The sequence below is a fragment of the Brevundimonas sp. genome (assembly GCF_036400995.1).
GTDB lineage: Bacteria > Pseudomonadota > Alphaproteobacteria > Caulobacterales > Caulobacteraceae > Brevundimonas.
On sequence record NZ_DASWWG010000118.1, the window covers coordinates 1 to 10183 of the forward strand.

Consider the following 10183-nt stretch of genomic DNA (forward strand, 5'->3'; position numbering starts at 1 on the left):
CTCGGAGAAGAAGGGCGAGCCGGCGTGGATGCTGGACTGGCGGCTGGCCGCCTTCGAGCGTTGGCAGGCCATGGAGGAGCCGACCTGGGCCTCGGTGAAGTACGAGCCGGTCGACTATCAGGACCTGCACTACTACGCCGCGCCGAAACAGAAGGAGGGGCCGAAGTCCCTCGACGAGGTCGATCCTGAAATCCTCGAGGTCTACAAGAAGCTGGGCATCCCGCTGAAGGAGCAGGAGGTCCTGGCCGGCGTGCAGGGCGCGCCCAAGGTGGCCGTGGACGCCGTGTTCGACAGCGTGTCGGTCGTGACCACCTTCAAGGAGGAACTGGCCAAGGTCGGCGTAATTTTCATGCCGATTTCCGAGGCCTTGCGCGAATATCCTGATCTGGTTCGGCAATACCTCGGCTCGGTCGTGCCGGTGTCGGACAACTATTTCGCGGCCCTGAACAGCGCGGTCTTCAGCGACGGGTCGTTCGTCTACATCCCGCCGGGCGTGAAATGCCCGATGGAGCTGTCGACCTATTTCCGCATCAATGCGTCCCAGACCGGCCAGTTCGAGCGGACCCTGATCATCGCCGACAAGGGCAGCTACGTTTCCTATCTGGAAGGCTGCACGGCGCCGATGCGCGACGAGAACCAGCTGCATGCGGCGGTGGTCGAGATCGTGGCGCTGGACGACGCCGAGGTGAAGTACTCGACGGTGCAGAACTGGTACCCCGGCGACGCCGAGGGCAAGGGCGGCATCTATAACTTCGTCACCAAGCGCGCGGACTGCCGCGGCGACCGGTCGAAGGTGTCGTGGACGCAGGTGGAGACCGGTTCGGCCGTCACCTGGAAATACCCGTCCTGCATCCTGAAGGGCGAGGAGAGCTCGGGCGAGTTCTACTCGATCGCCATCACCAACGGACATCAGCAGGCCGACACCGGCACCAAGATGATCCATCTGGGCAAGAACTCGAAGTCGCGGATCATCGCCAAGGCGGTGTCGGCGGGCAAGTCGGACTCGACCTATCGCGGGCAGGTGTCGGTGCACCCCAAGGCGACGGGCGTGCGCAACTTCACCCAGTGCGACAGCCTGCTGATCGGCAAGGAGTGCGGCTCGCACACCATCCCCTACATCGAGGCCCGCAACGGCTCGGCCCAACTGGAGCATGAGGCGACCACGACCCGCCTGAGCGAGGACCAGCTGTTCTACGCCCAGCAGCGCGGCCTGTCGGAGGAGGAGGCGGTGGCCCTGCTGGTCAACGGCTTCGTCCGCGACGTGCTGCAGGAACTGCCGATGGAGTTCGCCGTCGAGGCGCAGAAGCTGGTGGCGATCTCACTGGAAGGATCGGTCGGATGACCGAGTTCGATGAGGAAGAAGATCAGTCAATTGAGGGGCGCGTGACGCGCCTAGCTTACAACTTCAGCGACCCATTGGAGGGATTGGCGACGACTCCGGTCATTCGGGAGAAGATCATTGATCTGGCTGTCTTCGAGTTTTCCGTGGGCCTTCTCCATCGCTTTGAAGACCAAGCTGTTCAAATCGAACACGCGCTCCTTTCCACCGCTGCTCGCCTAAAGCGCCACCGCCTACAGAAGACTAGCTCCTGACATGCTCTCCATTTCCAACCTCCACGTCACCGTCGGCGAGAAGCCGATCCTCAAGGGGCTGACGCTCGAAGTGCCGGCGGGCGAGGTGCACGCCGTCATGGGGCCGAACGGGGCCGGGAAGTCGACGCTGGGCTACGCCCTGTCGGGCCGTCCGGGCTATGAGGCCACCGAAGGCTCGGTCCAGTGGAACGGCGCCGACCTGCTGGAGCTCGATCCGGCGGAGCGCGCGGCCAAGGGCGTCTTCCTGTCGTTCCAGTATCCGCTGGAGATCCCCGGCGTGCCGGCGATGACCTTCATCCGCACCGCCCTGAACGCCCAGAAGCGCGCGCGCGGCGAGGAGGAGGTCTCGGCCCCCGCCTTCCTGAAGCTGGTCAAGGCGGCGTCGGCGGCGCTGAAGATGGACTTCGAGATGCTGAAGCGGCCGCTGAACGTCGGCTTCTCGGGCGGCGAGAAGAAGCGGATGGAAATCCTGCAGATGGCCCTGCTGGAGCCGTCGCTGCTGATCCTCGATGAGACGGACTCGGGCCTGGACATCGACGCCCTGCGCATCGTGTCGGAAGGCGTGAACGCCCTGCGGAGCCCCGAGCGGTCGATGCTGGTGATCACCCACTACCAGCGCCTGCTGGACTACATCAAACCCGACCGGGTGCACGTGCTGGCCGCCGGTCGCATCGTCGCCTCGGGCGGCCCGGAGCTGGCGCTGCAGCTCGAGGCCGAGGGGTATGACAAGTACGTGGCGGAAGCGGCGTGAACGCGCTTCCCCTCATTGATCTGAAGGACGCGTCCAGCTTCCCGTCGCGGCGGGTGGAGGCGTGGAAGTATTCGGACCTTCGGAAATATCTGCGCGAGGCGCCGGAGCCGTCGCCGTCGGCGGCGCTGCCCGTCGCGGGCGGCGGGCCGTTCGAGGCGCTGGGCGGCGACGCCATGGTCTTCGTCAACGGCCGGGCCGTGGGCGTGGACACCCTGATGGCGTCAGGCGAGCAGACGCTGCGCCTGCGCTTCGTGTCCAAGGCCGAGGGCACGGGCCATGCGGCCACGGCGCGCATTTCGGCGCGGGCCGGGGCGAAGCTGCTGCTGCTGGAGACCCATGAGGGGACCGGCTCGGCCTATGTGGCGCACAACCGGCTGGAGCTGGACGTGGCGCGCGGGGCCGAGGTGATCCGCGTGGTGCTGATCGAGGAGCCGGCGGACGCCATCTCGGTGACCCAGGCTGAGGTGCGGGTCGAGGCGGGCGGCGTCTATCGCCAGACCGTGCTGACGACCGGATCGAAGCTGCAACGGATCGAAACCCAGCTGCTGCATTTTGCCCAGGGCGCCGACGTGCGTCTGGACGGCGCCTATGCGCTGGCGGGCGAGCGGCACGCGGACCTGACGACGGTGGTGGACCATGTCGCCGCCGACGGCCTGACCAGCCAGATGACCAAGGGCGTGGTGCGCGACACGGCGCGCGGCGTCTTCCAGGGCAAGATCATCGTCGAGCGCGGCGCCGACGGCACCGACGCCCGCATGCAGCACCATGCGCTGATCCTGGGCGAGCGCGGCGAGATCGACGCCAAGCCGGAGCTGATCATCTATGCCGACGACGTCCAGTGCGCGCACGGGAACACCGTCGGCAATCTGGACGAGGCGGCGCTGTTCTACATGCAGCAGCGCGGCATTCCGGCCGACGAGGCGCGGGCCCTGCTGGTCGAGGCCTTCCTGATCGAGGTCGTGGATCGCATCGCGCACGAGGGCGCGAGAGAGGTGGCGAGGACATGGCTGACGGATCGCCTGTGATGGCCTTCGACGCCTACGCCGCGCGGGCGCAGTTCCCGATCCTGTCGCGGACGGTGAACGGCAAGCCGCTGGTCTATCTGGACTCGGCCGCCTCGGCGCAGAAGCCGCGGGCGGTGATCGACGCCCTGACGGCGGCGATGGAGGGCAGCTACGCCAACGTCCACCGCGGCCTGCATACGCTGGCCAATGAAACGACCGAGGCCTTCGAGGCGGCGCGCGAGAGCGTGGCGCGGTTCCTGAACGCCGAGGGGCCGGACAACATCGTCTGGACCAAGGGCGGGACCGAGGCGATCAACCTGGTCGCGTCGAGCCTGGGCCAGTCGATCCAGCCGGGCGACGAGATCATCGTCAGCCAGATGGAGCACCACTCCAACATCGTGCCCTGGCATCTGCTGCGCGAGCGGCGCGGGGCGGTGCTGAAGTGGATCCCGCTGCTGGACGACGGGTCGCTGGACATGGCGGCCTACGCCGACCTGCTGGGGCCGAAGACGAAGATCGTCGCGGTGACCCACATGTCGAACGTGCTGGGCACCATCAATCCGGTGGCCGAGATCACCCGGATGGCCCATGCGGTCGGCGCGCGGGTGTTGATCGACGGCTGTCAGGGGGCGGTGCATGGCCTGCCGGACGTGCAGGCCATCGGCTGCGACTTCTACGCCTTCACCGGCCACAAGCTGTATGGCCCGACCGGCATCGGGGCGCTGTACGGCACGGCCGAGGCGCTGGACGCCCTGCCGCCCTATCAGGGCGGGGGCGAGATGATCGAGACGGTGGAGATGGAGCGCGTGACCTACGCGAAGCCGCCGCACCGGTTCGAGGCGGGGACGCCGCCGATCCTTGAGGCCATCGGTCTTGGCGCCGCCATCGAGTGGCTGAACCAGTACGACAAGGCCGCCGTCGATGCGCATGAACGGGCCCTGTACGCCCACGCCCGCGCGCGGCTGGACGGGGTGAACTGGCTGAAGGTGATCGGCGAGGCGGAAGGGAAGGGGGCGATCCTGACCTTCACCGTCGACGGCGCCCACGCTCATGACATCGCCCAGGTGATGGACCGTTACGGCGTGGCCGTGCGGGCCGGACTGCATTGCGCCGAGCCGCTGGCCAGACGATTTGGCCTGACGTCGAGCGCCCGGGCCAGCTTCGCCCTATATAACACCCTTGAGGACGCCGACGCCTTCGCCGACGCCCTGATCAAGGCGCGTGAGTTCTTTGCATGACCGACCAGACGACCCCTGCTGAAGCCCCTGCCGTCGAGGACGACGGCGGCCGCGCGGCCGCCGTGGCCTCGGGCGCGATCAGCCAGCAGGAGCTGGACCATCTGACCGACGGCATCATCGAGGCGCTGAAGACGGTGTTCGACCCGGAAATCCCGGTCGACATCTATGAGCTGGGCCTGATCTACAAGGTCGACCTGTCTGACGAGCGCGACGTCGCCGTCGAGATGACCCTGACCGCGCCGGGCTGCCCGGTGGCCGGCGAGATGCCGATCTGGGTCGAGCAGGCGGTGATGAAGGTCGAGGGCATCCGTTCGGCCCGCGCCGAGATCGTGTTCGATCCGCCGTGGGACCCCTCGAAGATGAGCGACGAGGCCAAGCTCGCGCTCAACATGTTCTGAGGTCCGGGATGAGCGAACTGCAAGCCACGCCCCGCCCGCGCCGTCCGCGCCCCGCGATCGTCACCCTGACGGACGCCGCCGCCGCGCGCGTGGTCGAACTGACCGCCGACAGGGGCGTGAAGGGCCTGAAGATCGGCATCAAGAACGGCGGCTGCGCCGGGCAGGAATACACCTTCGGCTTCGCCGAGGAGGTCGGTCCGCTGGACGAGGTGGTGACCGACAAGGGCGCGACCGTCGTCATCGACGGCAAGGCCGTGCTGTATCTGATCGGCACGCAGATCGATTTCGAGACGACCAAGCTGGCGTCCAAATTCGTCTTCCGTAATCCCAATGAGACCGACGCCTGCGGCTGTGGCGAGAGCGTCACCATCGTTCCCCTGAAGGCCGACTGACATGATCCGCCTTGAGGGGGTGACCCGGCGCTATCGCAGCGCGGCGGGCGAGCGCGTGGCGCTGGACAGCGCCGATCTGGAAATCGCCCGGGGCGAGGTCTTCGGCGTGGTCGGTCGCTCGGGCGCCGGCAAGTCGACCCTGATCCGCACCATCAACCGTCTGGAGACGCCGGACGCAGGCAAGGTGTTCGTGGACGGGTCGGAGATCACCGCCCTGAACCCGGCCGAGCTGCGCGCCGCGCGTCGCCGGATCGGGATGATCTTCCAGCATTTCAACCTGCTGAACGCCAAGACCATCTTCGACAACGTGGCCTTCCCGCTGCGTCTGGAGGGACGGCCCGAGGCCGAGGTGAAGGCGCGCACAGTCGAGCTGCTGGAGCGGCTGGGCCTGTCGGAGCATGCGAACAAGCACCCGGCCCAGCTGTCGGGCGGGCAGAAGCAGCGGGTCGGCATCGCCCGGGCGCTGGCCTGCGGGCCTTCGGTCCTGCTGTGCGACGAGGCGACCAGCGCGCTGGACCCGGAGACGACCGAGGACATCCTGACCCTGCTGGATCAGCTGAACCGCGAGCTGGGCCTGACCATCGTGCTGATTACCCACCAGATGGAGGTGGTGCGCCGGGTCTGTGACCGCGTGGCCGTGCTGAAGGACGGGAAGATCGTCGAGCAGGGCGCGACGGCCGACGTCTTCCTGCATCCGCAGCATCCCGTGACGCAGGCCATGCTGGCCGAGGGCGAGGAGGCGGTCGACACCTCGGTCGTGCCCGCGGGCGCGAAGCTGGCCAAACTGACTTTCCGCGGGGCCTCGACCTATGAGCCCGAACTGAGCCGCGTCGCGCGGTCGGTGGGCGTGGACTATTCGATCCTGTCCGGCCGGATCAGCCGCATCCGGGGCGAGCCCTACGGCCAGCTGGTCGTGGCCTTCACCGGGGGCGACGCCGCCGCCGCGATGACGCAACTGACGGACCGGGGCGTCAAGGTGGAGGCGGCCTGATGTTCGACAACGTGGACTGGGGCGACATCGCCCAGGCCGGTCTGGACACCCTGCTGATGCTGGGCGGGTCGCTGGTGCTGACGGTGGTGCTGGGCGTGCCGCTGGGCGTGCTGCTGTACCTGTCGGGCAAGGGGCGGCTGGCCGCCAATCCGGTGCTGAACGCCGTGCTGTCGTTCGTCGTGAATGTGCTGCGCTCGGTGCCCTTCATCATCCTGCTGATCGTCATGTTGCCGGTGACGGTGCTGCTGGTCGGGACCTCGCTGGGGGTGGCCGGAGCCATTCCGCCGCTGGTCGTCGGCGCGGCGCCCTTCTATGCGCGACTGGTCGAGACGGCCCTGCGCGAGGTCGACAAGGGCGTGGTCGAGGCGACCCAGGCCATGGGCGGCTCGACCTTCCAGATCGTCACCCGCGCCCTGCTGCCGGAAGCCCTGCCGGGCGTCATCGCCGGGGCGACCGTCACCGCCATCGCCCTGGTCAGCTATACGGCCATGGCGGGCGTCGTCGGGGCCGGTGGTCTGGGCGACCTGGCCGTGCGTTTCGGCTATCAGCGCTTCCAGACCGACGTCATGGTCGTGACGGTTGTCCTGCTGCTGGTGCTGGTCCAGATTCTCCAGATGATCGGCGACCGTGTGGTCGCCGCCGTTTCCCACCGCTGATCGCTCCCCCGAAAGGCCCAGACCATGATCCGTCGTTCGCTCCTGCTCTCCGCCGCCGCCGCCCTGACGCTCGCTGCCTGCGGCGCGGGCGGCGAGAAGAAGGGCGGGGAGGGCGACGCCCTCATCATCGGCGCGACCGCCGTGCCGCACGCCGAGATCCTCGAGGTCGTGAAGCCGATCCTGGCCGCCGAGGGCGTGCCGATCGAGATCAAGGTGTTCAACGACTACGTCCAGCCGAACGTACAGCTGGCCGAGGGGCGGCTGGATGTGAACTACTTCCAGACCAAGCCCTATCTGGACGAGTTCAACGCCGCGCGCGGCACCAACCTGATCACCGTCGCGGGCGTGCACGTGGAGCCGCTGGGCCTGTACTCGCGCAAGCACCGCTCGCTGAGCGCCCTGCCGAACGGCGCGCAGATCATCCTGCCCAACGACGCCTCGAACACGGGCCGGTCTTTGCTGCTGCTGCAGTCGGCGGGCCTGATCACCCTGCGGGACGGCCAGAACCCGCTGCAGACCGTGCGCGACATCACCGGCAATCCGAAGGGCTTCGTGTTCCGCGAGGTCGAGGCGGCGACGATCCCGCGCATCCTGCCGCAGGTCGACGGGGCGGTGATCAACACCAACTACGCCCTCGACGCCGGCCTGAAGCCGCGCACCGACGCCCTGACGCTGGAAGGCGCCGACAGCCCCTACATCAACTATCTGGTCTCGCGCCCCGAAAGCCAGAACGACGCCCGCGTCCAGGCCCTGGCCCGCGCCCTGCGTAGCCAGGCGGTCAAGGACTACATCGCCGGACGGTATGAGGGGGCGGTGATTCCGGCGGCGTGAAGAAAAGGCAATAGGCAGGTAGGCAGTAGGCAATAGGGAGGATCGCTCCCTCTGCTGCCCACCTGCGACCCTACTGCCTACTGCCTACTGCCTACTGCCTACTGCCTACCTGCCTAATGCCTTCGCAGCGGCTTCCGCCTTCTTCACCTCATCCGGCGTCGGCACCTGAACGGCCGGGGTGACCGGATTGCCCGTGGCCTCGGCGATCAGTTCGGCGGTGCGGCCCTCGACGGCGGCTTCGAGGCGGGCGAGGAATTCCTCTTTCGGCAGGCCGGTGGGGATGGGGTCGAGGAACTCCAGCGTCGCTGTGCCGGGGTTTTTGCGGAACGCCTCCTGCGGCCAGAACAGGCCGAGGTTGGTGGCGACGGGCACGACGGGCATGTCGAAGTCGCGGTACATATGCCAGACGCCCGAGCGGTAGCGGAACTTCTCGCCGACCTTGGCCAGATTGCCCTCGGGGTAGATGAGGATCTTGCGGCCCTCGGCATGGGCGTCGGCGGCGCGGTGCTTCAGGGCCTCGCGGGCGGCGCGGCCGCCGCAGTTGTTGACCACGATGGCTCCCAGCTTGCGCAGGACCGTGCCCAGCAGCGGGAATTTCTCCAGATGGTCGCCGGTGACGAAGGCCAGGTCCTCGAACCGGTCGTAGGTGGCGAAGCCGTCGCCCCAGCTCTGATGCTTCGAGGCGATGATGAAGGCGCCCTGCGGCAGGCGATCCTCGCCCCGGTACTGAATGCGGATGCCGGCCAGCACGCGCATGGCCTGGACCATGCGCCGGACATAGCGGCGGATGATCCAGCCGGTGGCCTTGCGGCCCGGCGCGAGGGCCGCGACGCAGGCGGCGAGGGTGTAGGCGATGGACAGCGACCAGTAGGCGATCGCAAAGGCGAAACTGCGCATGACCGGACTATGCCCGCTTTTGACGACGGGCCAAGATCAGGCGGCGCGATCCAGCGCCTCGGCGGCGGTGACCCGGTTCCGGCCCGCGCGCTTGGAGGCGTAGAGGGCCGCGTCGGCCCGTTCCAGCAGGGTCGCGCCGGTGTCGCCCGCGCGGTGGGTGGCGAAGCCCGCCGAAATGGTCACGGCGCCCAGTTCATCGTTGGTCGAGCGGCGGCGCAGCGAGCGTGAGCCGATTTCCTTGCGGATCGATTCCAGCGCGCTGTGGACCTTGGCGGCGTCCTCGCGCGGGAAGATGACGGCGAACTCCTCGCCGCCGTAGCGGGCGGCGATGCGGGGCGGGGGGCTGAAGCGGGCGATGACGCTGGCCACGTAGCGCAGGACCTGATCGCCGGTCTGGTGGCCCCAAGTGTCATTGAAGCGTTTGAAGTGATCCACGTCCAGCACGGCCAGGACCATCTGCTCGCCCCCGGCCTCGGCCTGATCGCAGGCGGCGGCGAGGTGTTCGTCGAACGCCTTGCGGTTGGCCAGGTTGGTCAGGGCGTCGGTCATGGCGTCGCGGCGCACCTGCTCCAGGTGTTCGCGCAGGCGGGCGACTTCCTTGGTGGAGGCGTCCAGACGCTTCTCGAGCGTCTCGTTCTCGCGCTGGATGCGACGGGTGGCGGTGCTCAGGCCGCCGACGATGGTTTTCAACGCGTCGCCGTCGCCGGCGCTCTCGATGCTGGTCGCGGCCTTGTCGAGGGTCTGGCCGTAGGCGGCCTGGGACTTGTGGGCGCGGGAGATGGCGTCGGCGACGCTGGACAGCTCGCGGTCCAGCACCCGGCCGGCGTCGCGGATCTCCTCGGTCAGGCGGCCGCGGGGGAGATACTCGGCCGCCAGCATGTCGGCGGTGGCCTCGGTAAAGGGTTCACGCGCGGCGAGGAGACGCTGGATCTCGCGGCCCAGCGCGCCTTCCGGATCACCGAGATAGTGGAGCCACAGCTCGAAATTCAGCGGGGTCGGCCAGACGCCCGCGGCCTCCATCTCGTCGATCACACGACGCGACAGGCTGTAGGCTTCCGGTCCCCGGAGCGTGGTCTCGACCGACGAGGTCATGCGGAATTCTTCCCCCATGCGTTCCGTTCCTTCCGAACGTCGCAGGGCGAGACCCTAGAACGCGGATAGGTAACGCAGGGTTAAGCGTGGCCGTCGCCGGTGTTGAAAAGCGGTCAGCCGCGGATCGTCACCGGGCGGCGCAGGAAGGCCGGGATTTCGGCGTCGCCGAACGGGCGGCCGTTGCCCTGACGGGGCTCCTCGACGGCGGCGTCGCGACGGTCGGCGTTGCGACCGCGACCACGCTCGCGACGCGGTTCACGCGCGGCGGGCGCCTCGGCCTCGACGACGGCCGGAGCGGCCTCGACGGGGGCGGGGGCGGCGTCCACCGGAGCCTCGGCCG

Annotated in this window: 12 protein-coding genes and 1 pseudogene; 10 read left to right on the forward strand and 3 right to left on the reverse strand. The window is 68.2% G+C overall.

The window, feature by feature from the left end:
• The 10 genes from sufB to VGE03_RS16140 form a co-directional block, all read left to right on the forward strand.
• The coding region (gene sufB / locus VGE03_RS16095) for a Fe-S cluster assembly protein SufB (protein WP_331047489.1) at positions 1–1342 on the forward strand (1342 nt) is incomplete at its 5' end.
• Positions 1339–1593 (forward strand): hypothetical protein, encoded by a 255-nt coding sequence (locus VGE03_RS16100; RefSeq protein WP_331047490.1) that lies wholly within the window; start codon positions 1339–1341, stop codon positions 1591–1593. The genes sufB and VGE03_RS16100, both read left to right, overlap by 4 nt.
• Position 1594: 1 nt before the next feature.
• Positions 1595–2344, forward strand: a complete 750-nt coding sequence (sufC, locus tag VGE03_RS16105) for a Fe-S cluster assembly ATPase SufC (protein ID WP_331047491.1) — start codon at positions 1595–1597, stop codon at positions 2342–2344.
• Entirely contained in the window at positions 2341–3369 is a 1029-nt protein-coding gene (gene sufD / locus VGE03_RS16110) for a Fe-S cluster assembly protein SufD (protein ID WP_331047492.1), read from the forward strand. Before sufC ends, sufD begins: the two co-directional genes overlap by 4 nt.
• A complete protein-coding gene (locus VGE03_RS16115; protein WP_331047493.1) occupies positions 3348–4586 on the forward strand; it encodes a cysteine desulfurase in 1239 nt (412 codons plus the stop codon). The genes sufD and VGE03_RS16115 overlap by 22 nt, the downstream gene beginning before the upstream one ends.
• The gene (locus tag VGE03_RS16120) at positions 4583–4984 is read left to right on the forward strand and encodes an SUF system Fe-S cluster assembly protein (protein ID WP_331047494.1); all 402 of its coding nucleotides are present in this window, start codon (positions 4583–4585) and stop codon (positions 4982–4984) included. Before VGE03_RS16115 ends, VGE03_RS16120 begins: the two co-directional genes overlap by 4 nt.
• Positions 4985–4992: 8 nt before the next feature.
• Positions 4993–5376: an iron-sulfur cluster assembly accessory protein gene (locus VGE03_RS16125; protein WP_331047495.1), complete on the forward strand. Its 384-nt coding sequence runs from the start codon at positions 4993–4995 to the stop codon at positions 5374–5376.
• Between the two features lies 1 nt (position 5377).
• Positions 5378–6367: a methionine ABC transporter ATP-binding protein gene (locus tag VGE03_RS16130; protein WP_331047496.1), complete on the forward strand. Its 990-nt coding sequence runs from the start codon at positions 5378–5380 to the stop codon at positions 6365–6367.
• On the forward strand, positions 6367–7023 hold the full coding sequence (locus VGE03_RS16135) for a methionine ABC transporter permease (protein ID WP_331047497.1): 657 nt from the start codon (positions 6367–6369) through the stop codon (positions 7021–7023). Before VGE03_RS16130 ends, VGE03_RS16135 begins: the two co-directional genes overlap by 1 nt.
• Positions 7024–7047: 24 nt before the next feature.
• The gene (locus tag VGE03_RS16140; protein ID WP_331047498.1) at positions 7048–7854 is read left to right on the forward strand and encodes a MetQ/NlpA family ABC transporter substrate-binding protein; all 807 of its coding nucleotides are present in this window, start codon (positions 7048–7050) and stop codon (positions 7852–7854) included.
• Positions 7855–7959: 105 nt separating this feature from the next.
• Here the strand turns inward: VGE03_RS16140 and VGE03_RS16145 are convergent, their stop codons facing one another.
• From VGE03_RS16145 to VGE03_RS16155, 3 genes and pseudogenes are all read right to left on the reverse strand, one after another.
• Complete coding sequence (locus VGE03_RS16145) at positions 7960–8751, reverse strand: 1-acyl-sn-glycerol-3-phosphate acyltransferase (RefSeq protein WP_331047499.1); 792 nt, start codon at positions 8749–8751, stop codon at positions 7960–7962.
• A gap of 36 nt (positions 8752–8787) precedes the next feature.
• On the reverse strand, positions 8788–9843 hold the full coding sequence (locus VGE03_RS16150) for a GGDEF domain-containing protein (protein WP_331047500.1): 1056 nt from the start codon (positions 9841–9843) through the stop codon (positions 8788–8790).
• Between the two features lie 113 nt (positions 9844–9956).
• Positions 9957–10183: pseudogene (locus tag VGE03_RS16155) on the reverse strand (hypothetical protein); the annotation flags it as partial.

Bases quoted from the DNA above. Each gene is read 5' to 3' on its own strand.
- VGE03_RS16100 (WP_331047490.1), top strand. From the start codon at position 1,339: ATGACCGAGTTCGATGAGGAAGAAGATCAGTCAATTGAGGGGCGCGTG.
- sufC (WP_331047491.1), top strand. From the start codon at position 1,595: ATGCTCTCCATTTCCAACCTCCACGTCACCGTCGGCGAGAAGCCGATC.
- VGE03_RS16115 (WP_331047493.1), top strand. From the start codon at position 3,348: ATGGCTGACGGATCGCCTGTGATGGCCTTCGACGCCTACGCCGCGCGG.
- VGE03_RS16120 (WP_331047494.1), top strand. From the start codon at position 4,583: ATGACCGACCAGACGACCCCTGCTGAAGCCCCTGCCGTCGAGGACGAC.
- VGE03_RS16125 (WP_331047495.1), top strand. From the start codon at position 4,993: ATGAGCGAACTGCAAGCCACGCCCCGCCCGCGCCGTCCGCGCCCCGCG.
- VGE03_RS16130 (WP_331047496.1), top strand. From the start codon at position 5,378: ATGATCCGCCTTGAGGGGGTGACCCGGCGCTATCGCAGCGCGGCGGGC.
- VGE03_RS16135 (WP_331047497.1), top strand. From the start codon at position 6,367: ATGTTCGACAACGTGGACTGGGGCGACATCGCCCAGGCCGGTCTGGAC.
- VGE03_RS16140 (WP_331047498.1), top strand. From the start codon at position 7,048: ATGATCCGTCGTTCGCTCCTGCTCTCCGCCGCCGCCGCCCTGACGCTC.
- VGE03_RS16145 (WP_331047499.1), bottom strand. From the start codon at position 8,751: ATGCGCAGTTTCGCCTTTGCGATCGCCTACTGGTCGCTGTCCATCGCC.
- VGE03_RS16150 (WP_331047500.1), bottom strand. From the start codon at position 9,843: ATGACCTCGTCGGTCGAGACCACGCTCCGGGGACCGGAAGCCTACAGC.